The 26488-nt window shown below is 47.0% G+C and carries 22 protein-coding genes and 1 pseudogene; 17 read left to right on the top strand and 6 right to left on the bottom strand.

What is annotated here, in order from left to right; genetic code table 11:
* Nucleotides 1-22: 22 nt before the first annotated feature.
* Nucleotides 23-682 carry a uracil phosphoribosyltransferase gene (gene upp, locus BN102_RS00360; RefSeq protein ID WP_019207056.1) on the bottom strand — a complete coding sequence of 220 codons (660 nt, stop codon included), beginning with the start codon at nt 680-682 and terminating at the stop codon, nt 23-25.
* Nucleotides 683-934: 252 nt separating this feature from the next.
* Between upp and pckA the strand changes: the two genes are divergently transcribed.
* From pckA to rfbF, 11 genes and pseudogenes are all read left to right on the top strand, one after another.
* Nucleotides 935-2539, top strand: a complete 1605-nt coding sequence (gene pckA, locus BN102_RS00355) for a phosphoenolpyruvate carboxykinase (ATP) (RefSeq protein ID WP_019207055.1) — start codon at nt 935-937, stop codon at nt 2537-2539.
* Nucleotides 2540-2617: 78 nt separating this feature from the next.
* Nucleotides 2618-3262 carry a nitroreductase family protein gene (locus BN102_RS00350; RefSeq protein WP_021311194.1) on the top strand — a complete coding sequence of 215 codons (645 nt, stop codon included), beginning with the start codon at nt 2618-2620 and terminating at the stop codon, nt 3260-3262.
* Between the two features lie 205 nt (nt 3263-3467).
* Entirely contained in the window at nt 3468-4625 is a 1158-nt protein-coding gene (locus BN102_RS00345) for an NAD(P) transhydrogenase subunit alpha (protein ID WP_019207053.1), read from the top strand.
* 78 nt (nt 4626-4703) lie between these two features.
* Nucleotides 4704-5018: an NAD(P) transhydrogenase subunit alpha part 2 gene (locus BN102_RS00340; RefSeq protein ID WP_035455691.1), complete on the top strand. Its 315-nt coding sequence runs from the start codon at nt 4704-4706 to the stop codon at nt 5016-5018.
* Nucleotides 5018-6433 (top strand): annotated as a pseudogene (locus tag BN102_RS00335) (NAD(P)(+) transhydrogenase (Re/Si-specific) subunit beta); the annotation flags it as partial. The gene BN102_RS00340 and the pseudogene BN102_RS00335, both read left to right, overlap by 1 nt.
* A 347-nt stretch (nt 6434-6780) precedes the next feature.
* A complete protein-coding gene (locus BN102_RS00330; RefSeq protein WP_245545291.1) occupies nt 6781-7722 on the top strand; it encodes a sugar phosphate isomerase/epimerase family protein in 942 nt (313 codons plus the stop codon).
* A 444-nt stretch (nt 7723-8166) separates the two neighbouring features.
* The gene (locus BN102_RS00325) at nt 8167-8790 is read left to right on the top strand and encodes a hypothetical protein (RefSeq protein ID WP_021311201.1); all 624 of its coding nucleotides are present in this window, start codon (nt 8167-8169) and stop codon (nt 8788-8790) included.
* A 2-nt stretch (nt 8791-8792) separates the two neighbouring features.
* Entirely contained in the window at nt 8793-9347 is a 555-nt protein-coding gene (locus tag BN102_RS00320; protein ID WP_019207048.1) for a cob(I)yrinic acid a,c-diamide adenosyltransferase, read from the top strand.
* A 72-nt stretch (nt 9348-9419) separates the two neighbouring features.
* Nucleotides 9420-9641 (top strand): DUF2795 domain-containing protein, encoded by a 222-nt coding sequence (locus BN102_RS00315; RefSeq protein WP_019207047.1) that lies wholly within the window; start codon nt 9420-9422, stop codon nt 9639-9641.
* 113 nt (nt 9642-9754) lie between these two features.
* Nucleotides 9755-10861: a DegT/DnrJ/EryC1/StrS family aminotransferase gene (locus tag BN102_RS00310; protein WP_019207046.1), complete on the top strand. Its 1107-nt coding sequence runs from the start codon at nt 9755-9757 to the stop codon at nt 10859-10861.
* Nucleotides 10862-10865: 4 nt separating this feature from the next.
* A complete protein-coding gene (gene rfbF, locus BN102_RS00305) occupies nt 10866-11642 on the top strand; it encodes a glucose-1-phosphate cytidylyltransferase (protein WP_019207045.1) in 777 nt (258 codons plus the stop codon).
* On the opposite strand, the gene BN102_RS00300 is transcribed toward rfbF, so the two are convergent.
* The 4 genes from BN102_RS00300 to BN102_RS11265 all read right to left on the bottom strand — a co-directional run bounded on the left by BN102_RS00300 (nt 11632) and on the right by BN102_RS11265 (nt 15928).
* The gene (locus BN102_RS00300) at nt 11632-12762 is read right to left on the bottom strand and encodes a glycosyltransferase family 4 protein (protein ID WP_019207044.1); all 1131 of its coding nucleotides are present in this window, start codon (nt 12760-12762) and stop codon (nt 11632-11634) included. The genes rfbF and BN102_RS00300 overlap by 11 nt on opposite strands.
* Nucleotides 12759-13574 (bottom strand): LicD family protein, encoded by an 816-nt coding sequence (locus BN102_RS00295; protein ID WP_019207043.1) that lies wholly within the window; start codon nt 13572-13574, stop codon nt 12759-12761. The genes BN102_RS00300 and BN102_RS00295 overlap by 4 nt, the downstream gene beginning before the upstream one ends.
* Nucleotides 13575-13716: 142 nt before the next feature.
* The gene (locus BN102_RS00290) at nt 13717-15621 is read right to left on the bottom strand and encodes a sodium-translocating pyrophosphatase (protein ID WP_425357558.1); all 1905 of its coding nucleotides are present in this window, start codon (nt 15619-15621) and stop codon (nt 13717-13719) included.
* Nucleotides 15536-15928, bottom strand: a complete 393-nt coding sequence (locus BN102_RS11265; RefSeq protein WP_425357557.1) for a sodium/proton-translocating pyrophosphatase — start codon at nt 15926-15928, stop codon at nt 15536-15538. Before BN102_RS11265 ends, BN102_RS00290 begins: the two co-directional genes overlap by 86 nt.
* A 121-nt stretch (nt 15929-16049) precedes the next feature.
* On the opposite strand from BN102_RS11265, the gene BN102_RS00285 reads away from it, so the two are divergent.
* The 4 genes from BN102_RS00285 (at nt 16050) to priA (ending at nt 21511) form a co-directional block, all read left to right on the top strand.
* Nucleotides 16050-17141 (top strand): NAD-dependent epimerase/dehydratase family protein, encoded by a 1092-nt coding sequence (locus tag BN102_RS00285; protein ID WP_019207041.1) that lies wholly within the window; start codon nt 16050-16052, stop codon nt 17139-17141.
* Nucleotides 17135-18391 carry a UDP-glucose dehydrogenase family protein gene (locus BN102_RS00280; protein ID WP_019207040.1) on the top strand — a complete coding sequence of 419 codons (1257 nt, stop codon included), beginning with the start codon at nt 17135-17137 and terminating at the stop codon, nt 18389-18391. The genes BN102_RS00285 and BN102_RS00280 overlap by 7 nt, the downstream gene beginning before the upstream one ends.
* An 82-nt stretch (nt 18392-18473) precedes the next feature.
* Complete coding sequence (locus BN102_RS00275; RefSeq protein WP_035455697.1) at nt 18474-19043, top strand: porin family protein; 570 nt, start codon at nt 18474-18476, stop codon at nt 19041-19043.
* Nucleotides 19044-19051: 8 nt separating this feature from the next.
* Nucleotides 19052-21511 carry a replication restart helicase PriA gene (gene priA, locus BN102_RS00270; RefSeq protein WP_036786868.1) on the top strand — a complete coding sequence of 820 codons (2460 nt, stop codon included), beginning with the start codon at nt 19052-19054 and terminating at the stop codon, nt 21509-21511.
* A gap of 38 nt (nt 21512-21549) precedes the next feature.
* Here priA and BN102_RS00265 read toward each other — a convergent pair whose 3' ends face one another.
* Nucleotides 21550-23640 carry an HD family phosphohydrolase gene (locus BN102_RS00265; RefSeq protein ID WP_019207037.1) on the bottom strand — a complete coding sequence of 697 codons (2091 nt, stop codon included), beginning with the start codon at nt 23638-23640 and terminating at the stop codon, nt 21550-21552.
* Nucleotides 23641-23721: 81 nt separating this feature from the next.
* Between BN102_RS00265 and gltX the strand changes: the two genes are divergently transcribed.
* Nucleotides 23722-25239 carry a glutamate--tRNA ligase gene (gene gltX / locus BN102_RS00260; RefSeq protein ID WP_019207036.1) on the top strand — a complete coding sequence of 506 codons (1518 nt, stop codon included), beginning with the start codon at nt 23722-23724 and terminating at the stop codon, nt 25237-25239.
* Between the two features lie 12 nt (nt 25240-25251).
* The gene (locus tag BN102_RS00255; protein ID WP_021311208.1) at nt 25252-26478 is read left to right on the top strand and encodes a 3-deoxy-D-manno-octulosonic acid transferase; all 1227 of its coding nucleotides are present in this window, start codon (nt 25252-25254) and stop codon (nt 26476-26478) included.
* The last annotated feature ends 10 nt before the right edge of the window (nt 26479-26488 follow it).

Genomic DNA, 26488 nt, shown 5'->3' with positions numbered 1-26488 from the left:
ATCTCACTCTGCCAATTAGGATTTATAACTTGTCGCCGAAAGCTAAGTCGCCGGCATCACCTAAGCCCGGAACGATATATTTGTGTTCGTTCAGTTCCGGATCGACAGCTGCGCACCAGAGCGTGACGTCGTCGTTTTGAAAAAGTTTCTGAAGGTGTTTCACCCCCTCGACGCTAGCAATCACACAGGCGATGTGTAAACGTTTCGGAGTTCCTTTCGTGAGGAACGCCTTCCATGCCAATTCCATGCTTTCACCTGTGGCCAACATCGGGTCGACAAGGAGTAGCGTGTGATTGTTCAGCAACGGCGCTGCGATATATTCTATCTGTACGTCGATAACGCGGTGCTCCATATCTTTGTAATAGCGGAAGGCGGAAACGAAAGCGCAATTGGCATGATCGAAGAAATGAAGGAAACCGCTTTGCAGAGGGAGGCCGGCACGGAATACCGTAGCGATGACTAACCGGTCGTCGTACGTATTGATTGTCGCAGTCCCTAAAGGAGTCTGCACCTTCTTGGCCGAATAAGACAACGTTTTGCTGATCTCGTATGCCATGATTTCGCCGATGCGCTCGATGTTTCGGCGAAAGCGCATCCGGTCTTGCTGGATATCCATATCCCGGAGTTCGGCCACGAATTGATTGAGTACGGAATTTTCTTCACTGAGGTTGTAAATCTTCATACGTATCCTATTAAACCAACGATTCTTTCTTTCGATAGGCAAAGGAACAACTTTTTTTTGAATTTGTAAAGTAGAAATGGCATTAATGTTATACAAGATTAAAAGCTGAATGATTAAAGAAATATTTCATTATTAAATTCTTTTTGTAGGAAGAAAGTGCTAATTTTGCACCTGATAAAAAAAGAGCGGATGAAAAACCCTCGATTTAATCGATGAAGCAATCATTATAATACTATTTTAAATCTTATAAAAATGGCGAATTTAGATTTGACAAAGTATGGAATTACCGGTACTACCGAGATTCTTTACAATCCTTCTTACGAAGTGTTATTCAATGAAGAGACCAAACCGGGTCTTGAAGGTTATGACAAAGGCCAGGAAACTGAACTGGGTGCTATCAACGTAATGACAGGTATTTATACCGGTCGTTCTCCAAAAGATAAATATATCGTGATGGATAAAAACTCCAAGGACACCGTATGGTGGAATACCCCAGAGTATCCGAACGATAATCATGAGTTGTCGGAAGCTAATTGGAACGTTTTGAAGAAATTGGCTCAGAAGCAACTCTCCGGCAAGAGATTGTTTGTGGTCGACGGTTTCTGCGGCGCGAACAAAGATACGCGTATGAAAGTGCGCTTCATCATGGAAGTAGCATGGCAGGCTCACTTTGTTACTAACATGTTCATTCGCCCGCAGAATCAGGCCGAGTTCGATCAGGAACCGGATTTCATCGTTTATTGCGCGGCGAAAGCCAAGGTGGAGAATTATAAAGAATTGGGACTTCGTTCTGAAACGGCCGTTGCCTTTAATGTCACCAGCAAAGAACAGGTGATCCTGAACACGTGGTATGGCGGTGAAATGAAGAAAGGTTTGTTCTCTATGATGAATTACTACTTGCCCTTGAAAGGGATTGCTTCGATGCACTGCTCGGCCAACACTGACAAAAATGGTGAAAATACCGCTATTTTCTTTGGACTCTCAGGTACGGGCAAGACCACGTTGTCGACCGATCCGAAACGTAACTTGATCGGCGATGACGAACACGGATGGGACGACAATGGCGTATTCAACCTCGAAGGCGGTTGCTATGCCAAAGTGATCAACTTGGATAAGGAGGCGGAACCGGATATTTACGGCGCTATCACGCGAGATGCTCTGCTCGAGAACGTAACGGTCGACGCTGAAGGCAAGATCGATTTCAAAGACAAGAGCGTCACGGAGAATACCCGCGTTTCTTATCCGATCTATCATATTAAGAATATCGTTCGCCCTGTTTCTCATGCTCCGGCTGCGAAGCAGGTCATCTTCCTTTCCGCGGATGCTTTCGGCGTATTGCCCCCGGTATCTATCCTGAATGCAGCGCAGACTAAGTATTATTTCCTGTCGGGTTTCACGGCTAAATTGGCGGGAACGGAACGCGGTATCACCGAACCGACTCCTACATTCTCGGCTTGTTTCGGTCAGGCATTCTTGGAATTGCATCCGACCAAATATGCGGACGAATTGGTCAAGAAGATGCAGAAGAGCGGTGCTAAGGCATACTTGGTCAATACAGGGTGGAACGGCAGCGGTAAGCGTATTTCCATTCGCGATACCCGCGGGATTATTGACGCCATTCTGAATCATTCCATTGATCAGGCTCCTACGAAGACGATACCTTACTTCAATTTCGTCATTCCTACTCAGTTGGAAGGGGTCGATCCGAAGATTTTGGATCCACGCGATACCTATGCCGATGCTTCTCAATGGGAAGAGAAAGCGAAGGATTTGGCTGCTCGTTTCATTAAAAACTTCGTTAAGTATGAAGGAAACGAGGCTGGCAAGGCTTTGGTCGTTGCCGGCCCGCAACTTTAAGCGGTTGAATTTATACATGTTCGTAGAGGGGGACAACTTCGGGTTGTTTCCCTCTTATTGTCTAAAAATAATAGTCGTATGAAAAAATTGTCTTTTGCAATCTGGATGATCATGGTATTGTCGATGCCTGCGTGCCAACAGAAAAGTCAGCTTGCCTCGGAGGAGGAGCTGCAGTCGGAAAGAAAGAATGTGGTCGTGAAGACGATCCTGTCTCGTCGTAGCATTCGTAAGTACCAACCGCAAGCAGTGAACCGCGATACGATGAACATCGTTCTGAAGTGCGGCATCAATGCGCCTAATGCGCGGAATAAACAGGACTGGGAAGTCCGCGTGGTGGATAATCCCGAGATCTTGAATGGATTGACAGCGATCTTCAAGGCCCAGCATCCGGAGATGGTTGAGCGGGACAAGGAGATGAAAAACATGTTTCGTAATGCTCCGACAGTCGCATTTATTGCTGCGCAAAAAGAATCGAAGTACGCTGCGGTTGATTGCGCTCTAATGGCCGAGAACATGATGCTTTCTGCCTGGTCTATGGGAATCGGTTCGGTCTGCATGGGCGGTCCGGTTCAGTTCTTAAAATCGTCAGATGCTGCCGAGTACCTGAGTAAGCTCGGTTTTAGTGAAGATTATGAGCTATTGTTGACTGTCGGTTTCGGTTATCCGGCTGAAACTCCTGCGGCCAAACCAAGGGATGAGGGTAAAATAAAGTTCGTAGACTGATTTGACCACTCTCGTTGAAGTGGCGTTTTGACACTGTCAGAGCGCTACTCTTTTTTATGAGTACGGTGTATCTATTAAAAATAATGTTAAATATGAAAGAATAAATGACAAGATGATAAATAAGTATTATTTTTGAATAACAATCAATGGGCGAAAAAAAGTTTTTCTTTACCCATGGTATATAGAACCTTAAATGTAATGGATTATGATTATTGGTATTCCGAAAGAAATTATGCACGATGAAAACCGTGTGGCTTGCACTCCGGAGACGGTAGGCAAGTTTGTAAAAGACGGTTTTGAAGTTTTAGTAGAGAAACATGCTGGTGACGGTGCTTTGTATCACGATGAAGATTATGTCGCAGTCGGCGCGAAGTTGGTCGATGAGCCGCAGGAGATTTATGACAGGGCCGAATTGATACTTAAAGTAAAGGAACCGCTTTTCAATGAAAAAACAGGTAAACATGAAGTTGAAATGATGCATGGCGGTCAATACCTTATTACTTTCATTCATCCGGCATCTCCGGTCAACCACGAGATGGTAAGGATGATGACGAAGCAGGGCGTGATAGCTTTGACCCTCGACAGTATCCCTCGTATTTCCCGCGCTCAAAGCATGGACGCTTTGACTTCGATGAGTACGTGCGCAGGATACAAGGGTGTCTTGATGGCTGCTGATCACTTGACGAAGTTTATGCCTCAGATGTTTACCGCCGTCGGCAAGATCGAACCTGCAAAGGTTATGGTGATTGGTGTCGGTGTCGCCGGCTTGCAGGCCTTAGCTACCGCCAAACGATTAGGAGCGGTTACGTATGCGGCCGACATCCGGCCTATGGCTATTGAGAACGCACAGAGCTTAGGAGCGAAGATCGTAGATACGACTGTTCCTGCAGAACTTGCCGTCGGGGAAGGCGGATATGCCAAGAGTTTGCCGGAGGATGTGTTGGCCAGAGAACGCGAAGCCTTGAGAGAAACGATCCAACGGATGGATATAGTGTTCTGTTCCGTATTGATTCCCGGTAAGATTGCTCCGCTCATCATTACCGGAGATACGGTCAAAGGGATGAAAAAAGGAGCCGTTATCGTGGACATCGCCATCGATCAAGGCGGTAACTGTGAGATTACGCCCAAGGGTGATATCGAGGTAAAACATCATGTCACCTTAATCGGAGTGAAGAATATTCCGGGCGAATTGCCGCAGAGTTCGACTTGGATGTTCTCCAACAATATGTATAACTTGGTCAAATACCTTGTCAAGGATGGAAAGATCGTCCTCGATCGTTCGGATAGGATTGTGACCGAGAGCCTCGTATGCATGGACGGAGAATTGGTCCATGCAGGCACTCGTGAAGCGATGGGTTTATGATTATTGTTCATTGAAGAGGGGCGGTCGTCATGTTTCGTCGCATGTCGGTCCTCTTTTCTTTTTTAATTTGCGTTTATGATTAGTCCAATTATTTTATTGTTAATATTCATCGGGTGTACCGTTGCCGGGTACTTTATCATCAGGACGGTTCCGAGCTTGCTTCATACTCCGTTGATGTCGGGGATGAATGCTTTGTCGGGAGTCACGATTGTCGGCTCTATCACAGCTACGGCTTTCGCCTTGCTCAATATCGATTTGGGAGCAGGTTCGAAAATCTTTTCTCAGATAATGGGTGGGGTAGCCATCATTTTAGCTTCTATCAATGTGTTTGGCGGTTTTGGGATAACCCATCGGATGCTTAAGATGTTTAACAGGAACAAAAGTCAGGAGTGATGGATACGTTACAGATTATTATCAGTATTTTGCTTTCGGTAGCGGTTCTGGCAGGCATTTCTATGATGAGTAAGGTAAAGACGGCAGTAAGCGGCAATTTGCTTTCCGCTCTTGCAATACTCGTCGGTATTGTCGTTACACTGTTCTTTTCCGGTATTGCGAGGGCTTATACCGTTTACCCGACAATTGTTGTCGGCGCGTTGATAGGAGGCCTGATCGCCCGGAGGGCAAAGATGATCCAGATGCCTCAGATCGTAGCCTTATTCAACGGTTTCGGTGGAGGCGCCTCTGCCTTAGTCGGCATTTTATCGGCTACTTATTTGGCTTTCAGCCCTTACCAGAAAGTTATTATTGTCCTGAGTGGGTATATTCCGTTTGTACGCTGCACGTCTTTATTGGCCATCGCCGTAGGTATGATTACCTTGGTCGGCAGCTTGGTCGCGGCAGGCAAATTGCATCGGGTATTGCCTCAGAGATCGATTGTCTGGTCTTCGCATAGCCTGATTACATTAGTGCTCCTCTTTGTCACGGTTCTCTTCATTGTGTTGGGGACTGTTTATGATGAAGATAGTTGGACTATTGGGGGGACGATCATCGCTTCCGCATTGTTCGGGCTTTATTTTTCCGTCCGTGTGGGAGGGGCGGATATGCCTATCACCATATCGTTGCTTAATTCTTTGTCGGGTGTGGCCGGCGCCATTGCGGGTATGGCCATCAGCGATATTTTCTTAGTGGCTGTCGGTGGTATCGTCGGCGCTTCTGGTTTATTGTTGACGCAGATTATGTCTAAAGCGATGAATCGTAACTTGTTGAGTATCCTTTCAGGGGGAATAACGCAACGTCAAATGGTTCCTCAGCAGGCGGAGACCGTTCCGCAACAAGGAACGAGAGAAGGAGTAAGGAAGGAAGCGGTAGCGGATAAAACTCCCGGTTCCGTGCTCGCCGCTGCCAAGGATGTGATTATCGTTCCGGGATACGGAATGGCATTGGCTCAGGCGCAACATCGAGTGAAGTTGTTGGCGGATAAGTTAGCTGGCAATGGAACGAAAGTCCGTTTTGCTATTCATCCGGTAGCGGGCAGAATGCCGGGGCACATGAATGTCTTATTAGCGGAAGCCGATGTCCCGTACGAACAACTTTACGAGATGGAAGTGATCAATGACGATTTTGCACGAGCAGACGCCGTGATCGTGATCGGGGCGAATGACGTGATGAATCCGGCGGCGCGTCATGCGGAAGACACTCCTATCTATGGTATGCCGGTGTTGAACGTAGATCAGGCTCCGGAAGTCATTATCTGCAATTACGACTTGAAACCGGGATATGCAGGAGTCGAGAATCCTCTTTATTCGCGGAAAACAGGCGTTTATTTGATGTTGGGAGATGCGAAAGAATCGTTGGATATATTGATGAGCCAGTTTTAGTCTATAATTGTTAAGAGGATATGATGATGCCACCACTACACAGCACATGAAGCGAGAGTTTTAGTCTATAATTGTATAAGAGGATATCTTCCAACGCGGAAAGGTATTCTTTTGGGTACGATGTTGGTTGTAACGGAACGGAATAGAGATGAAAAAACTAAGCTGAAGTTTTACTTATTCGAGTATGAATTTGTACATTTGCCTTTGAAAAAGTGCTGTGAATGCAATGCATCCCTGAAATCCGGATGGTTGCTAAAACATTCTCTTTTTTTCTTCCATGCTGTATCAGGCAATTGGATGGTTGAAATGATCGACTATTAATTAAAAATACATTGAAAATGAAAAAAATTTATTCGGCACTTGTACTCTCTGGGATAATCGGTTTCGTTTATATGAGGACGGCTCAGGCGGGAACGGGAGAAAGTAAAAAAGCAAATGCGATGGCTCATGTGGTATCAAGTAAAATAACTATCGGCACCATCATATACAACTTAAGCGATATCGACGGTAGCTTTAGAGAGTTGAAAGAAAATAAGTTTACTTCCTGTCAGATACATTACGGCAAAGGAATGGACGCAGCGTTAGCCCAAAAGGTAAAAGCCGCCTCCGAAAAATATAATATAAAGGTAACAACGGTGGTGGGTGTTCCCGGTCGTAGCGTTTGGAATTTTAAAGAAGGGCCGGCAACCATCGGCTTAGTTCCCCGAGAAGGTCGTGCCGAAAAGATTGAAGCTTATCATCATATCATTGATTTCTGTGTTCTGGCAGGAATTCCGGCTATGCACTCCCATTTTGGCTTTATTCCGGAGGATCCGTCCTGTGAGCAATATGAGGAGTTCATCGAAGTGATGCGACGGTTAGCGGGTTATGCGAAAGATAGAGGTATTATGATTTATTTCGAGACGGGACAGGAAACGCCGACGACCTTGATTCGGGCCTTGACCGATATCGGTACGGGCAATGTGTTCGTCAACTGCGACGTGGCCAATCTTTTGCTCTATGGAAAAGCTAACCCGACGGATGCGATTCGGCAGTTCGGCCCTTTGGTGAAAGATATTCATGCCAAGGACGGTTGTTATCCCACTCGAGAAGATCCGTATCATTTAGGCGTCGAAAAACCGATACCGGAGGGAGATGTCGATTTCCCCGCAATTATCAGAATTCTAAAAGAAGAAGGTTATGAAGGAGCTTTGACGATCGAATGCGAATTGAATGGTTCGAATAAAGACTATTTAGCGAAAACTCGCCAATATTTGCAAGATTTGTTGGATGAAAAATAAGCTTATGGTCATACTTTTATGAAAGATATTAAAGAGATGAACGCCTACATGAAGTTTGTTTTCATAACCGGTATAGGTACTTCGTTTTTATTGAATTTATAAATTCCTCATTCATGACGTGGGATGGTGGAAATTCATTTTGACCTTTTATCTTTCTTATTGGATAATTTATACCGGAGGAAAATGGTTGTTTGTAGGTGCTAAGAAAGAGTAAAATAAAAAAGGTTACTGGGAATTTTGATGCGACGTCTCGAAGGGAGTTCTTTTTATTATTGAGGAAGGTAAAGCTTGCGCATGATGAACGTTTCGAGAATTTCGAAAAAACAAACTTGATTGAAGGTTTGTTTAACAGTTGACATCTCTTTTTCCGCAAGGCGGTTATTGTAAATAATCTGATATATTTGTACGCGTAAGCAGCAGCAACATAATGATTAAATACGGAACATGATAACTCCTCGCAGACTGTGGAATTGGTGCCGACGGATCCGGCATAGAGGCGGTTTCGGAGTGCAGTCGCCGACGGATTTTTTTTTGGTTACTTCCGTCATTTATGAAAAGCGCCCATATTATGCCTATCGTACTTTGCAAATGCGTGAGTATGATGGTTATCTTCCTCACTACAGGCCAAAGGTCAACAGGCTTCTCTTTAGGCTGGTCAATTTCTATCAGCCTACTAATTTGATTGAGTTCGGACGAGAAAACGGCGCTTCCTTTGATTATATGTGTGCCGCTAATCGGAAGATGAAAGCTTATGCTGTTCGCAGTCGTGGCAGAGAGAGTTCCTTAAACGAGTTACAACAAAGGTTGGAAAAGATAAAGCAAGTCGACTGTCTGCACATCGGGCATACTCCCTATTACAAGGAAGTGTACGAGAAGGCAATCTTATATGGAAAGGCCGAGACTTGGTTCATCGTAGCCGGGATTCACGAGTCAGAGGAAAAACGTTTCTGGTGGAGGCAGATCCAGAAAGATGAACGTACGGGACTGACATTTGATCTATTTGATATAGGGCTTGTATTCTTTGATAGGAAACGTTATAAAGAACATTATATTATTAATTTTTTGTAATCATGAAAATATATACTCGAACAGGTGATAAGGGAACGACTTCTTTGGTTGGAGGAGTACGTGTTCTGAAAACGGATGTGCGTTTAGAGGCTTATGGAACGGTAGACGAGTTGAATGCACAATTAGGTTTGTTATATACTTATCTTGCAGCCGCGGAAGATTTGGAATGCATGAATTACTTGCAGCGGAAATTGTTCTCGATCGGCGGATATTTGGCCACCGATCAATTGCAGACGGAATTGAGAGGAAGCTGTGGGGTGACTTCCGAGGATGTGACGAAGATAGAAAATGCCATCGATGCTGTTACGAAGGATTTGCCTCCTTTAAGATCGTTTATTATTCCCGGAGGATCGCGGGGAGCGGCCGTGTGTCATGTTTGCCGAACTGTTTGCCGGAGGGCGGAGCGCCGTATTCTGTCGTTGGGCGAGCGCTTTGAAGTAGATGCACAATTGACTGCTTTTATGAATCGGTTGTCCGATTATTTTTTTGTCCTTTCGAGGAAATTGAATCTTTTATCCGGAGAAGAAGAAAAATTATTGGATATTAGTGGCACATGATCTAAATTATACTATCTTTGCGCCGAAAATTAGGTGTATGTAATTCATTTTTAACACGTAAGGAGATTTACTATGTACTGGACATTAGAATTAGCCTCGAAATTAGAAGATGCTCCTTGGCCTGCTACCAAAGATGAACTGATTGACTATGCAATTCGTTCAGGAGCTCCTATGGAGGTCATTGAAAATCTGCAGGAAATAGAAGATGAGGGCGAAATATACGAAAACATTGAAGATATATGGCCTGATTATCCGACAAAAGAAGATTTTTTCTTCAACGAGGATGAATATTAATCGCATGTGGGAAAGATACGCAGGGATGCACGGAAATCTCTGCGTATCTTTTGTTTATAGCAGGATATCTGGTCGTTTTTCTCTACATTTGCTCTAATTAAACTTATAATAGGATGATAAGATTATCTAAGTCGGTCGTAGGCAAACGGGAAGCGGATGCCGTCGCGCATGTTATTGAAGACATCGGATATTTAGGAATGGGATCGCTGGTGGGAGATTTCGAACACGCTTTGGAACAATTTGTCGGCGGAGGGTTTAAATGTATTTGTGTAAATAGCGGAACGGCGGCGCTACATTTGGCCGTTCAGGCGGTGACCGAGCCGGGTGACGAAGTGCTGGTTCCCTCGTATACGTTTGTCTCTTCTTTTCAGGCAATAACGGGGGCAGGTTGCGTACCGGTCAGCTGCGATGTCGATCCGGATACGATGTTGCTCGACTTGAAGGATGCGGAAAAACGGATTACTCCAAAGACAAAAGCCATCATGCCGGTATACTATGCAAGCAATATCGCAGGAATTGACGCCTATCATGCGTTTGCCCGGACACATCGACTTCGATTGGTGGAAGATGCTGCCCACGCTTTCGGCTGTAAAAGCCAAGGGCGGAAAGTTGGCTCCTTTGGCGATGTGACCTGTTTCAGTTTCGACGGTATTAAGAACATAACCTGCGGCGAAGGTGGCGCGATCTTTACAGCCGATCAAAAGGTGATCGAAGCGGTTAGCGATGCCCGTCTGTTGGGTGTCCAGAAAGATGCTGAGAAGCGATATCTTGGTCAACGCAGCTATGATTTTGACGTGACTGAACAGGGGTATCGGTATCATTTGAGCAATATCTTCGCAGCGATAGGTTTGGTACAGCTCTCGCGTTTCGAAAAGGAGTTCGCTCCAAAACGGCAACACATCGCTAAGCGATACACGGAACTGCTGTCGGGCAACGAAAATGTCCGTCTCATTCAGATGAACTACGACGAGATCGTTCCGCATATTTTTCCCATCTTGGTGCAGCGCGGGAAGCGGGAGCAGTTGGAGAAACTCTTTCAGGAACATGATATCCAATGCGGTATCCAATATCGTCCGAACCATCAGCTGACTTATTTCAAGTCCTCCTATCGGCTGCCGATTACGGAACGGCTTTTCTCGCAAGAGCTCTCCATACCGATGCATCCCGACCTGACCGATCGGGACATTGATTTGATTTGTTTGTTGATTAATAGTTTATAATGCCATGAAAGTTGTTATTTTAGCAGGAGGATTCGGCACTCGCCTCTCAGAATACACTAAGCTGATTCCCAAACCGATGGTCGAAATTGGTGATAAACCGATTCTTTGGCATATCATGCATCATTACGCTTATTACGGATATAAGGATTTTATTGTCGCCTTAGGCTATAAGGGAGAAGTGATCAAAGACTATTTCCTTAATTATTATTCGCTGAATAATGATTTTACCATCGACCTGGCTGCCAATCAGGTTCATTATCTGAACGACCGGAGCCAGCTGGATTGGCAGATTTCTTTGGTGGATACCGGTCAACATTCCATGACGGGGGGACGAGTGCTCCGTTTGAAGGAATTGATCGGCGAGGAGGACTTTATGCTGACTTACGGCGATGCGGTTTCGGATGTGAATATACGGGCGTTGGCGGAGAGCTATCGTAAGTCAGGCAAGTGGGCGATGGTGACGTCGGTTCATCCGACGGCGCGTTTCGGAGAATTGACTATTGATGGGGAAAACCTTGTCCACGCCTTCAAAGAGAAGCCCCAGATCAATCAAGGATGGATCAACGGAGGTTTTTTCGTCCTTAATCACAAAGTCTTCGATTATATCTGCAACGATTCGACGGTTTTTGAACGCGAACCTTTGGAAAATCTGGCTCGCGACGGGCAGCTGACGGCTTATCGTCACGAAGGTTTCTGGCAATGTATGGATACCGTTCGCGACAGGGATTATCTGAACGCTTTGTGGGCCTCGGGGGAGGCACCTTGGCGATTCAACCGATGAGCCTTTGATACAGTTCGATCAGCTTCTTCGCCTGAAGCTCGTCGGAGAAACTGACTGCATGTTTTAACCCGTCGTCGATCATTTGCTGTCGGAGACGCTCATCCGTAAGAACGGACAATTCTGCTTGCGCCAGTTCATCTACCGCATACGGGGCGACATAGATTGACGATGCGCCTCCCGCTTCTTCCATACTCGACAGGCGGGTCGAGATCACGGGAACCTTGGAGTGTAACGCTTCCAAGACGGGAATACCGAATCCTTCATAAACAGAAGGATAAACGAATAAAGATGCTTGCTGATAGATGGCCGGAAGGTCGTCGAAAGAGACCTTGTCTAACAAGTGTACCCGCTTTTCCAACTGATGTTCGGCGACGAATCGATCGATCAGTTCTGCATATTTCGTCCTTCGCCCGACGATAACGAGATGGATGTCGTTCGGCAGTCGGAGTAACGACTTTACGATAGACAACGCGTTTTTGCGTTTTTCCACGCTTCCTACGTTTAGGATGTATTGCTCTGGCAGGCGATAAGTCTCCCGAATGCGATTCTTCTTCTCTTCGGCGACGGAAACGGAGAAAACAGGGTCGCAGTTCTGATAGACGGTCAGAATCTTTTCTTCCGGAATATGATAGAGTGCGATGATATCTCTTTTGGTACATTCACTCACGGCGACGATTTGGTCGGCATCTTCACAAGCCTTTCGAAATTTGATGTTGTAGATCATCCGGTCGATGGGGGAATAGCAGTCGGGTTGTCGGAGGAAGATCAGGTCATGAATGGTCACGATGCTTTTCACCCCGCTTTTCCGAATATTGAAGGGGAGTTCGTTACTCAATCCGTGATATAATTGGATGCCGGATGTTTTCAGCCGATTGCCGATGCCCCACGAACGCCAGAGGGCGGGAAAGTGCGCTCCCATTCCGGTGGCGTATTGCATTTTCAAACAAGTATTCTTCTCCAATAAAGCGCTCATTCGGTCATTGTCGATCGCTTTCGCGGCGAAGACCTCGTATTCGTTTTCGGGAAAGAACCTGCACAGGATATTTAGTACATAACGGCTGTAATTGCCCAAGCCGGTGAAATTGCGAATCGCCCGTTTTCCGTCGAATCCGATTTTCATTTCTCTCGGTATTCCTTGTAGGGTTTATTTAAATCCAAATAGTAAAAATTATGTTGGCGTCGATGCTCCGCATCGGGAAGTTGCTTGTAATCGCCATAGATTCGGGTGAGGTATTCTTCGTACAGTTTAGGCCCTTGTACCTTTTCTTTTTCAAACTCGTAATAGGCATAAGTATCGTAAACCGACTTGCGCATCACCCCTCGCAGACCGTCCGTATAGTCGGCCGTATAGTGGCATTGGTCGAAATCGTATTTCGTTAAGATACGGCGGATCTTTTGCTGTATTCCTTTCTTGGTGAAAAGTTTCCGACACAAGAGAGGAATCCAGCAACTCGGGCCGTGCCCATGCTTGTAGGGATCGCGATAAACGAGGTAGAGGATCTGTTTGAAGCATTCAAACGATGCATAGTGCACCCGACGTTTTAATTGGCTTGCCGGTACCCCGTCGTAAGGGAACACATCCACGTAGATGCCTCCCAGATAGCTCAAATGTTTCCGTTCGATCAGCGTGGTGCTTGCGTCCTGAATCTTTCCGAAAGGCAAGGGATAGTTCTCGTCGTTCTCTGCGCAGACAAACTCGTAAGGGGTAGGCAACCACTCTGCGGCATGTTGGATAAACCGTTCGTAATCGGGGCGCGGCATACCCACATCCATATCGTCGTCCCACGGGATGAATCCCTTATGTCGTATCGCACCCAATAAGGTTCCGGCAAAAATACAATAACGCAAATCGTGTTCGCGACAAACCTTATCGAATGCGAGTAAAATTTTCAGCATGCGCAGCTGAAGCGGTCGGATATCATAATGTGCCATAGAAAAACTTGTTTGATGCAAAAGTATGAATTAAATAGGAATTGCAAAAACGGAAGGATGAAATAAGTTCGGTCAAAAGCTTCCGATTTTTTTTATCACTTTTTATCTCGACAAAGTGTCTGCCGGCATGCAATATCTGTTTTCAGAAGATGTTGCAAGTCAGAACAAGGCCTGCCATTACGATCGAAATCATACTCATCAGTTTGATGAGGATATTCAGGCTCGGTCCTGAAGTATCTTTGAAGGGATCGCCTACGGTATCGCCTACAATGGTAGCCTTGTGGGCGACGCTTCCTTTTCCTCCGAAATTTCCCTCTTCGACCATCTTCTTGGCATTGTCCCAGGCACCGCCGGAGTTGGACATGAAGACCGCCAGGGTGAATCCAGTCGAGAGTCCGCCTACCAACAGCCCGAGTACGCCTGCTACTCCCAGCACTATTCCTACAGCAATAGGGATGACGATGGCCAGCAGCGAAGGGAGTATCATTTCGCGTTGGGCAGCCCGGGTAGAAATCTCTACGCAGCGCTTGTAGTCGGGCGCGGTTTTGCCTTCTAAAATACCGGTAAGGGTCTTAAACTGCCGGCGCACTTCTTCGACCATCGCCTGGGCAGCCCGTCCCACCGCTCCCATGGTAAGCCCGCAGAACAGGAAGGCGGTCATCGCTCCGATGAAAATGCCTGTCAGTACTTTCGGATTCATCAGGTTGACTTGGAAGAAATCCATGAACTGAGGCATATCTGCTGTCTGCGGGTGAAAGATTTCGCCGCTGACATAGCGATAGACTTCGCCCGTTTCGTTCACGATTCGCGTCATGGCGACTTTGATCTCTTCTACGTACGAAGCGAGGAGAGCTAATGCGGTGAGGGCGGCCGACCCGATGGCGAAGCCCTTGCCGGTAGCCGCAGTGGTATTGCCTAAGGCATCGAGAGCATCGGTGCATTGGCGCACGTAGGGTTCTAATTTGCTCATTTCAGCGTTTCCTCCCGCATTGTCGGCTATCGGGCCGTACGCATCGGTAGCCAGCGTGATTCCCAAAGTGGAAAGCATACCCACGGCGGCGATGCCTATGCCGTAAAGCCCCATTTGGATGTTTTCCGCACTCATCAGGTGGAGTATGTCGAACCGAATAGCGCACAGGTAACTCAGTAGGATGGCTGCGGAAATAGTGACTATCGGAATGCAGGTAGAGATCATACCGGTGCCAATTCCTTTGATGATCACGGTGGCGGAACCTGTACGGGAGGCTTTGGCAATCGCCTGAGTGGGACGGTGGCTGTGAGACGTGTAATATTCGGTCGCCTGTCCGATGACGACGCCGGCCGTTAAGCCGGTAACGACGGAGCAAGAGAAGCCGAACCAGTTTTCCAGGCCTAACAGATAGAGGATTCCAAATGTGGAGAATGCGATGAGTATGGCGCTTATATGGGTTCCTACACGCAAGGAGTTAAGTAGATCTTTCATGGCGGCTCCTTCTTTGGTATGCACCATAAAGATACCGATGAGCGAAAGAAAGGTCCCCACGGCGGCAATCAGCATGGGAGCGATGACGGCGCGAAACTGCATGCCGCTTTTTGCCTCCATGGCGAAGGCCACAGCACCTAAGGCGGCTGTGGAGAGAATGCTTCCGCAATAGCTTTCGTAGAGATCGGCTCCCATCCCCGCCACGTCCCCCACGTTGTCACCCACATTATCGGCGATGGTCGCGGGATTACGCGGGTCGTCTTCTGGTATATCGGCTTCCACCTTACCTACGATATCGGCGCCTACGTCGGCAGCTTTGGTGTAGATGCCGCCGCCTACGCGGGCGAATAGGGCTTGCAGTGAAGCGCCCATACCGAAGGTCAGCATGGTGGTCGTAATGGAAATCAAACCGTTGGCATCGAACCGGTTCAGTACGACAAACCAAAGGGAAATGTCGAACAAACCGAATCCTACCACTACGAGTCCCATCACCGCTCCGCTACGGAAGGCGATTTTCAATCCGGCATTCATACTGGTGCGTACGGCGAACGCCGTACGCGCGGAAGCGTAAGTTGCAGTCTTCATCCCCAAGAAGCCGGCCAATCCCGAAAAGAGCCCCCCCTGTCAGAAAGGCAAACGGCACCCAAGGATTCTGAATGTGAAAAGCATAAGCCATGAAAGCGAAAAGCGCAAAGACTACGGCGAATACGTACCCTACTATTTTGTATTGCTGACGTAAGTAAGAATCAGCACCCTCACGCACGCTGGCGGCAATACGTCTCATCTGAGGAGTTCCTTCACTCGATTTCTTCATCCTTTTGTAAAAGAACAGGGCGAAGCCTAACGCCGCTATCGAAGCGATAGGCACAAGGAAAAAAAGTGTCCAATCCATAATTGTGTTCTTTTTAGTGCTTGAACAAAGTTATTCATTTTTTATCACTCTGCCATGAGATAAATTCGTTTAATTCTTCATTCTTTCCTACCTTTGCAGTTGGATATAATATCGAAGAGCGATGGCGACAATATTGGAAGCAGATTTAAATTATACCTATAATGGTTTATCGACACAGGAAAAAGAGAGATTTCGTAATTCGACCGTACTGATTACGGGATGTGGAGGTTTCTTGGGCTATTATTTCATGCACTTCTTTGGTGCCCAGGCAGAAGCTTTGCACATTCGAAAAGTGATAGCGCTCGATAATTTCATGTTGGGTGATCCAGATTGGATAAAAAAACTACGGCGCAATCCTATCTTCGACATTCGGAAGTTCGATATCATCAAAGATCGTATAGCGGAGGTGAAGGGAGCGGAACATGCCGATTTTGTCATCCACATGGCTTCTATCGCTTCGCCGATGTTTTATCGCCGATACCCGATCGAAACATTGGACGCCAACGTATGGGGGTTACGCTCTTTGTTGGACTTCTATTGCGAGAAGCCTATAAAAGGATTTCTGTTTTATTCGTCGAGCGAACTTTACGGCGATCCGGATGCAGATCATGTCCCCACGTCGGAAGAATATTACGGCTATGTCTGCGCCACCGGCCCAAGAGCTTGCTACGATGAATCGAAACGTTTCGGCGAAACGTTGTGCATGCTCTTTGCGCAAAAGTATGGCATGCCGATCGGCGTAGCCCGCCCTTTCAATAACTACGGGCCAGGGATGCGTATTGACGATAAGCGCGTTCCGGCCGATTTTGCTCTCGCCATTAAAGAGGACAGGGATATCGAGATCCTTTCGAACGGTTCGCCGACTCGTACTTTCTGTTACATTGCAGATGCGGTTACAGGCTATCTCAAAATCCTCGTACACGGTGCTTACGATTACTTCAACATAGGGATAGAGATTCCCGAGATCAACATTGCCCGGCTGGCCGATATCTATGTGGAGGTAGGGAAAAGGATTTTCGGTTATACGGGGAAAGTGAAATACGCCGTTTCGGATGATCGGGACTATTTGACAAACAATCCTCAGCGCCGTTGTCCCGACATCGGCAAGGCTCGTCGGGTACTGCATTATCGGCCCGCCATCTTGGTAACAGAAGGGGTGGAGCGGTTTTTACAATTTATTAAAGAAAACGAAGAAGGGGAGTACAAATGGTAATTACGATTTTCGGATTAGGATTTGTGGGCTTGACTACCGCATTGGGATTTGCGGAGTACGGGCATAAGATATATGGGATCGAAACGGATGAAGAACGATTGCATACCGTTCGTTCCGGAAGCCTTCCCTTTTTGGAACCGGGTCTGGACGAGGCTTTGGCACGTCATTTACAACGGGATTTCTTTCCGATCGCCCTTCCCGATTTAGAAGAAGCTATCGCCGAAAGCGACTGTATTTATTATTGTGTCGGAACGCCTTACGGAAAGGATGGACAGGCTGAGCTGAGTTATCTTTTCGAAGCGATCGACCAGACATTGGCGCGCATTCGGGATGAGCGCTTCCGGGTATTGGTGGTTAAATCCACCGTTCCGCCATCGACTTGTGCGAAGCAGATCGTCCCTTATCTGGAGGATAAGGGAGTAAAACTCGGGGATAAGATAGGTCTTGCCAACAACCCTGAATTTCTGCGTGAAGGGCATTGCTGGGACGACTTTATGGGTGCCGATCGGATTGTGCTCGGTGTGAACGATGCACAATCGCAGGAGCTTCTTTGTCGACTCTATGCTTCGGTCGACGTCCCGCTCTTTTGCGTTTCTCTGAATACGGGAGAGTTTATAAAGTATCTGTCGAATGCGCTATTGGCTACTTTGATCAGCTTTTCGAACGAGATGTCGATGGTGGCCGATACTGTCGGCGATATCGATGTGGCGCGAGCTTTTCGCATTCTTCATCTGGATAAGCGGTGGGGAGGCTGCGACATGGCTTCGTACGTCTATCCGGGGTGCGGTTATGGTGGGTATTGCCTGCCGAAAGATACCAACGCGCTTTATGCTGTTCTCAAGACGATGGGTTTCGAAGCGAACTTGCTCCGCGAAGTGATAGTCGTGAATGACACCATGCCGCAGGTTATCGTTAGGCGGATTGATCAGGCTGTTAAAGGGAACAAACAGGTTAAACTGGGCTTTTTAGGCTTGTCGTTCAAGCCCGGTTCGGACGATGTCCGCGATGCTCCCAGCGCAAAGATCATTCGTTACTTGCTCGATGAAGGATATTCGAATATTTTGGCGTACGATCCAGTGGCTAATGAAGAATTTAAAAAACATTATACATTGACGATCGATTATGTCGATCAGTATCCGAAAATATTGGAACAGGCCGATGCCTTTGTGATAACCACTGCCTGGCCGGAGTTCAGGCATATAGAGTCGGAGACGACGAAGCCTGTAGTCGATTGTCGTTATATGTTATAAAATGTTTTATTTTGTTCCATTTGCGAGTAGAACGAACTTTTTCTGTATGTTTGCGCGTGTAACCAATAAAAAAGAAACGCGTATGAAAAAGATTTTTGGTATTTTAATAGCAGCGTTTGGCTTGTGGATGGCAATGCCTTCGCAGGCACAGGTGAAGTTTGGCGTAAAGGGAGGGCTTAACATTACGAAGCTCAAATTCAAAGAGAGCGCTTTCAGTAGTGAAAATAAGACGGGGTGGTTTATCGGTCCGATGGTCGAGTTTAAGGTTCCGATTGTCGGTCTGGCGATGGATGCGGCAGCGCTCTATACCCAGAACGATCTGAATGCGGGAAAGGCGACTGTTACGCAGAAGACGTTAGAGTGCCCTATCAATGTGAAATACGAGTTCGGGTTGGGCGATAACGCCGGTTTCTATCTTGCCGTAGGTCCTCAATTCGGATTCAATATCGGAGCTAAGAACATCAAAGAATTTAAAGATGACTTTAAATTAAAGGATCATGAATTGTCGTTTAATCTTGGCGGCGGGGTGAGATTGCTGCGGCATATCCAGGCCGGAGTGACTTATAATTTTTCTATCGATGAAATTACGAAGGGCAGCACCTATGAAACGAAGAAGAATACGTGGCAAGTATCGGTCGCTTATCTTTTCTGATTGATGCATTGAGAAAATTTGTAGACGTCATAGTACCATTACCCATAGCCGGTTTGTACACTTACTCTCTTCCTGAAAGGATAGGGAATAACGTACAGGCCGGCTGTCGTGTTATCGTGTCGTTTGGAAAGAAAAAGTTCTATACCGGCATGGTAATAAAGGTACATGATATCGAACCGGAAAACTGTGAAACAAAACAAATAGAAGAGGTGTTAGACGATCGTCCCATCCTGCTGCCTTACCAGTTGACATTTTGGAACTGGCTCTCTGCTTATTATTTGTGTACGTTGGGGGAAGTATTTAAGGCGGCTTTGCCTTCGGGGATGAAATTGGCGAGCGAGACGAAGGTTGTATATAATCCTGATTATGAAGCGGAGGCGCCCTTATCGGAAAAAGAACAGCAGGTAGTGGATACCTTGAGCCGCAAGCCCGAACAGATGTTGAACCAGTTGGAACGGATTACCGGACTGAAAAATTTATTGCCTGTTGTTCATGCTTTGCTTGACAAAGAAGCGATTTTCATCAAAGAAGAACTGAAGCGGGTTTATAAACCGAAGTTGGAAACGCGTGTTCGGTTAGTCGATGCTATGGAGGAGGGGCGTCTCCTTCAGCTTTTCCAGCAATTGAAACGTGCGCCGAAGCAGTTGAACTTGCTGATGAAGTATATCGAGTTGTCTCAATGGACGAGAGATGGTAAACCTTTGAAAGAAGTGACCAAGAAGACATTGTTGGAGCAGTCGAAGACTTCGGTTGCGGCGTTGAACGGGTTGATAGAGAAGGGCGTCTTTCGTACGTATGTTCAGGAGATCGGTCGATTGCGGAAAGATACGGGGAGGGTCGTTGGACTCAATTCGTTGAATGCTTCGCAACAGGTCGCCTTTGATGCCGTCAAACGACAGTTTGCGGAGAAGCATGTTTGTCTGTTGCACGGAGTGACCTCCAGCGGGAAAACGGAAATTTATATGCATCTCATCGAAGAAACGTTGCGAACAGGAAAGCAGGTCTTGTACTTGCTTCCAGAAATTGCTTTGACTGCGCAGCTCACCGAACGTCTGCAACACGTTTTCGGGGAGCGGTTAGGCGTTTATCATTCCAAATACCCCGATGCGGAAAGGGTGGAAGTGTGGCAAAAACAATTGGGTACCGATCCTTATCAAGTTATTCTCGGCGTGCGTTCTTCCGTTTTTCTGCCATTTCATCGATTGGGGCTCGTCATTGTCGATGAGGAACACGAGCATACCTATAAGCAAGAAGATCCAGCTCCCCGTTATCATGCCAGAAGCGCCGCTATCGTGTTAGCCCGTGCATTCGGCGCGAAGGTTTTGTTAGGGACGGCCACACCCAGCATAGAGAGCTATTATAATACGACTGTCGGGAAGTATGGGCTGGTAACGTTGAAGGATCGGTATAAGGATTTGGAACTGCCGGAAGTGCAGGTGATCGATATCAAAGAACTTGTACGAAAGAAGATGATGAAAGGTCCTTTCTCTCCTCCGTTGATCGAAGCTGTATCGGCTGCATTGGAGAAGCGTCAGCAGGCGATCCTCTTCTTGAATCGTCGGGGATTCGCTCCGATGATGGAATGCCGTGTTTGCGGTTGGGTGCCGAAATGCGAACATTGCGATGTCAGTCTGACGTATCATCGGGGGGGGAATCGGTTGACCTGCCATTACTGTGGATGTACGTACCAGGTACCGAATGTTTGTCCGGCTTGCGGAAATATGGATATGATTCGTCGAGGTTTCGGGACGGAAAGGATAGAAGATCATATAAAGGAAATCTTTCCAAAGGCAAAGGTCGCCCGCATGGATTTGGATACGGCCAAGACACGTTCTGCCTACGAGAAAATCATTTCCGACTTCGAAGCGGGCAAGACGGACATACTGGTCGGTACGCAAATGGTTTCAAAAGGTTTCGACTTCGATCGTGTGAGTGTCGTGGGCATTTTAAATGCGGATAGTCTGTTGAATTATCCGGATTTCCGTAGTTATGAACGGGCTTTCCAGCTGATGGCACAAGTGGCGGGACGTGCCGGACGGAGAGGGAAACGGGGGGGGGTGATTCTGCAGACTAAATCGCCCGAAGTCCCCGTGATCCGGCAGGTGGTGACAAACGATTACGATCAGCTGTATCGTGATCAGTTGGCAGAGCGACAACTGTTTAATTACCCTCCTTCTTGCAGACTCGTTTATGTGTATCTCAAGCACCGTAAAGAATCTGTTTTGGACGTGGCAGCCGATGAGATGGGAACCATCTTGCGGCAGGGGATGGGAAAGCGGGTCGTCGGACCTGTCAAACCGCCCGTTTCACGTATCCAGACCTGGTTTATCAGGAAGATGATGCTGAAAATAGAGTTGCAAGCCTCCATGCCGAAAGTACGCGCTTATCTCCTTCGAGTTCAGGCCGGACTCTTACGAGATGAACGTTTTCGTTCCTTGCAGGTGTATTATGATGTCGATCCGCAATAAAACGCATTAGTTTTTCTCAAAAGTCCCTTATAATCGCCTTACTTAGGTTTGTCCTCTGTAGTAGGTTCGGCAGCATCCTTTAATTCTGGGTAACTGATACGCGTATGATACATGATCTTTAGCTTTTCCTTGAAGAGTTCTTTTACATGGGCGATGTCGGAAAAAGTGATAGGACATTCTTTGAAAAAGCCCTCCGCCACTTGCGAATCGATGATTTTTTCTACTAAAGCGGCGATGCTTTCTTCGGTATATTCTTTCAAACTTCGCGAAGCAGCCTCGATGGAGTCGGCCATCATCAAAATAGCCTGTTCCTTAGTGAAGGGGTTCGGCCCGGGATATCGAAACGCTTCCTCATTGATTTCTTCGTGAGGATGGTCGTTCTTATACATGATATAGAAATATTTCGTTACGCCGCGGCCGTGATGGGTAAGAATGAAGTTCTTCACTTCTTCTGGAAGGCGGTATTTTTCGGCTAACTTGTAACCGTCCGTTACGTGGCTGATGATAATCTTCGCGCTTTGTTCGTAGGTTAGCTTTTTATGCGGATTGACCCCGGATTGGTTTTCTGTGAAGAAGGCCGGATTGATCATTTTACCGATGTCGTGATACAAGGCTCCGGTACGTACCAGCTGTGCTTTGGCTCCGATTTTGTTCGCTGCTGCTGCTGCCAGATTGGACATCTGCAGCGAATGTTGGAATGTTCCCGGAGCGACTTCCGACAATTCTCGTAAAAGCGGATTGTTTATATTCGATAATTCGACCAATGTGACGTTCGAAGTGAAGCCGAACAGTTTTTCTACCAAATAGAGCAACGGATAGGTGAACAATAAGAAGATACAATTGATGACGAAATAGATGTACATGCTCATATTCAAGTTGCTCAGACTATTTTGACGGATCAACTCGAGCGAGAAATAAAGCAGGGCATAGCTCAGAAGCACGATAAATGCGGAACGGAATAACTGAGACCGTTGAGAGAGTTCGCGCAAACTGTAAATGGCAGCCATACTCCCTACTATCTGAAGCAAGATGAAATCGAATGGGTTATGCAGCGAGATAGAACTTAACAGGATGATTATGATTTGGGCTGTCAACGCCGTGCGAGAATCCAAGAAGATGCGAATGAACATGGCACTCATGGCGAATGGCACGACATAGATGCTGATGAAATTGTGTGTTAAGATAATTGTAGAGAGAATCGGAAACAGCAGCATGAGAGAAAAAAGCAGCAGCCATACGTTTTTTTTCTGATAGTAATCTTTGCGGAATAATTCGATATAAACCATGAAGCATCCTAACAGAATGCCGACGAACAAAATTTGCCCCAGTGTAGTCAGTCGTTTCTCTTTAACGGTACTGCTCCGATTCGACCATTCTTTTTTCAGCGACTCCAGAATGTTGTAAGTTTGTTCGTTGACGATTTCGCCCCGGTCGATGATCTTTTGTCCGTTGAGGACATAACCGTTCGCCCACGATACGTTCGACAGCAAGTCTTTTTTCGCTTCTTCTGACTTCTCTTCATCGTAAATCAGATTGGGAGCGATATAGTCGTTCAAATTGCATTGTTGCAGAAACTGTTTTTGGAAATGCGTGGTGTCCGCTTCCAACAATTGTTCGTAAGCTTGCTTCAAACTGTAAAACTGACTGAGCGAGAAACTGGTTGCCGTATTCTCGTCGACCAGTCGGATCGTATGGACCTTATCTTTCTCCAATTGTTCGAAGTCAGGAACGGAGATGATACCGTCCTGGTAAATCATATGCAGCATCCGTTCGATATGATAATAATAGTCCCTGTTGGGCAGTTTGGGGCGGAGCGTTTTAACATAATCGGTTTTCAGCTTGCTCATCATTATTTTCTCGACGGAATGATCCATGTAAAAGTAAGGCTGATACTCGGTCAGGATACTGTCTTGTTCTTTCTTGACCTGCGCGTCGTTCTTGTAGATCGGGAAATCGAACGAGGCTTGAAGCAATCCGTATCTCCACGGCCGATTCACTTCGAATTGATAGTTGAAGCTGCTCCCTTTCGGTAAAAAGTAAACGATAGCGGCTACGGTAATAACGAAAATAAGGATTTTATAGAGAAAATCTTTCTTTAGCATTCTGGTTTCTTTGTCAAGACTTCGCATGATGATATAAATTTGCCTGCAAAATACGAAAAAATCAGGAATTTAGATTAATTTTGCACCGTATTTTTATTGTGGATCATCATGGATGAAAGAAAAGTAAGAGTTCGTTTCGCCCCGAGTCCGACGGGACCGTTGCATATCGGCGGCGTACGTACCGCATTATATAACTATTTGTTTGCTAAGCAGCATCAAGGCGATTTGATATTCAGAATCGAGGATACCGATTCGAATCGTTTTGTCCTCGGTGCCGAAGAGTACATTCTGGAATCTTTCGAGTGGTTGGGCATTCGATTTGACGAGGGAGTTGGTTTCGGCGGGAACTACGGGCCGTACCGTCAGTCGGAGCGCAGGGAGATCTATCGGAAATACGTCGAGGCGTTATTGGATAACGGAACGGCCTACGTGGCTTTCGATACACCGGAGGAACTGAATGCAAAAAGGAAAGAAATGAAGAACTTCCAGTATGATGCGACTACTCGCATGCAGATGTGCAATGCTTTAACCTTATCGAAAGAAGAAGTCGACGCTTGGCTGGCGGAAGGAAAACAATACGTGGTGCGGTTTAAAGTGGAGCCGAACATCGACGTGCATGTGGAGGATCTGATCCGCGGCGACGTGGTCGTCCGTTCTTCAGTCTTAGACGATAAAGTGCTGTACAAATCGGCTGACGACTTGCCCACTTACCATTTGGCCAATATTGTGGACGATCACTTGATGGGAGTGACTCACGTGATTCGCGGAGAAGAATGGCTGCCTTCGGCACCGTTGCATGTCTTGCTCTATCGAGCTTTCGGATGGGAAGATACGATGCCTTGCTTCGCCCATCTTCCTCTCTTGTTGAAGCCGGAAGGCAATGGCAAACTGAGCAAGCGCGACGGTGATCGGTTAGGATTTCCCGTCTTTCCGTTGGAATGGCGTGATCCAGCCACGGGAGAAAGTTCGTCGGGGTATCGGGAATCGGGCTACTTGCCCGAGGCCCTCATCAACTTCTTGGCACTGTTGGGATGGAATCCGGGCAACGATCGGGAAATCTTTTCCATGGACGAGCTGATCGAATGGTTCGACTTAGCTCATTGCAGCAAGTCGGGAGCCAGGTTCGACTATGAAAAGGCCAAATGGTTCAACCATGAGCACATCCTGCGCAAAGACGATGAAGAAATTGCCGATATGTTTATTCCGATCCTCCAGGAACACGGTGTGGAAGCGCCGCGCGAGAAAGTGGTGGCGGTGGTCGGCATGATGAAAGATCGCGTTAGCTTCGTAAAAGATTTGTGGGATACGTGCAAATTTTTCTTCGTCGCTCCGACGGAATACGATGAGAAGACCCGGACAAAGCATTGGAAAGAAGATTCTCCCCGATATATGATCGAGCTGGCCGATCTGCTGGAAGGACTGCACGATTTCTCGTTGCAGAATCAGGAGACCACTGTGATGCAGTGGATAGCCGACAAGAGATATAATACGGGCGCTATCATGAATGCGTTCCGCCTGACCTTGGTGGGAGAGGGAAAAGGGCCTCATATGTTCGATATCTCCGCTCTCTTAGGGAAAGAAGAAACGTTAAGGCGTATGCGTCGGGCGATAGCGGTGCTAAAATAAACGCGAAGCGAAATGCTTTATAATCTTGCCATATCGATCTATCTATTGGGCGTCAGGGTGGCTGCTTTCTTCCGACCGAAATCGAAGGCGGCACACATGGTCAGGGGGCATCGTCAAGTATTCGGCATTTTAAAACGACAACTCGATCCGAAGGTCGATTACATTTGGTTCCACGCCGCTTCGTTGGGAGAGTTCGAACAGGGACGTCCTCTGATCGAATGGATTCGGGCAAACCATCCGGAATACCGGATCCTGCAAACTTTTTTTTCGCCTTCCGGCTACGAGGTCAGGAAGGATTATTCAGGGGCGGATGTAGTTTGCTATCTCCCGCTCGATACTCCGATCAATGCGTATCGTTTCGTGGAAGCTGCACGTCCGCGTATGGCTTTCTTTATCAAGTACGAATTCTGGCGTAATTATCTGAACCGTTTGCATAAGAAACAAATCCCCGTTTACAGCGTTTCCTCCGTCTTCCGCCCCAACCAGATCTTCTTCCGCTGGTATGGTCGCGATTATCGGAATGTGCTGAAGAGTTTTACGCATCTGTTTGTGCAAAACCAGCTCTCAAAAGATTTATTGAGCCGTATAGGCATCACGAATACGACTATTGTCGGAGATACGCGCTTCGATCGCGTATTGGATATTTATAAGGCGGCCAAGCTCTTGCCCATTGTCGAGTTGTTCAAGCAAGATAAGCCGACCATCGTGGCGGGAAGCTCCTGGTCCCCGGACGAGGAGCTCTTAGTGGACTACTTCAACAATCATCCGGAAATAAAATTGATCATTGCTCCGCACGTAGTGAATGAGGAACGTTTGGCGGAAATCGAATCGAAACTGAAGCGCTCGTATGTGTTGTATACGCAGGCGGGTGAGGAGAAAATGAAACAGGCGGATTGTCTGATTATCGACGGCTACGGTTTGCTTTCGTCTATTTATCGCTATGGAGAGATCGCTTATGTCGGAGGCGGTTTTGGAGCAGGCATTCATAATGTTTTGGAAGCTGCTGTCTATGGCATTCCCGTCGTCTTCGGACCGAATAATCGAAAGTTCCGTGAGGCACGCCATCTCTTGGAGGTCGAGGGAGGCTTCGAGGTACAGGATACGGCGAGTTTTAGCCGAGTGATGGATCGACTCCTCATCGATAAGGATTTTCTCGAGAAAGCTGGTAGGGCAGCTGGCGACTATGTCCGGGATCACTCCGGTGCGTTGCACAAAATCTTGAAAAAAATCGAGTTCTGAGACCGTGGAT

The organism is Phocaeicola abscessus CCUG 55929, assembly GCF_000312445.1.
Classification (GTDB): Bacteria; Bacteroidota; Bacteroidia; order Bacteroidales; family Bacteroidaceae; genus Phocaeicola; species Phocaeicola abscessus.
This window is presented reverse-complemented; position numbering and strand designations above follow the sequence as displayed.